1 pseudogene is annotated in these 206 nt (G+C 64.6%); it reads left to right on the top strand.

The features are described 5' to 3' along the window. A pseudogene (locus tag FNJ47_RS49660) lies at positions 1–206 on the top strand (MFS transporter); the annotation flags it as partial.

Here is a 206-nt window from a genome sequence, read left to right as displayed (position 1 = left end):
GGTTTCCCGACCGCCGCGGCATGGCGACCGGCATGGCGATCATGGGCTTTGGTGGCGGCGCGATGATCGGTGCGCCGCTCGCGGACAGGCTGATGAACGATTTCAAGACGCCGACCTCGGTGGGCGTCTGGGAAACCTTCCTCACCATGGGCGCGATCTACTTCGTCTTCATGATGATCGGCGCGTTCCGCTATCGCATCCCGCCG

This window comes from Bradyrhizobium uaiense, from assembly GCF_010811875.1.
In the GTDB taxonomy this organism is placed as follows: Bacteria; Pseudomonadota; Alphaproteobacteria; order Rhizobiales; family Xanthobacteraceae; genus Bradyrhizobium; species Bradyrhizobium uaiense.
This window is presented reverse-complemented; position numbering and strand designations above follow the sequence as displayed.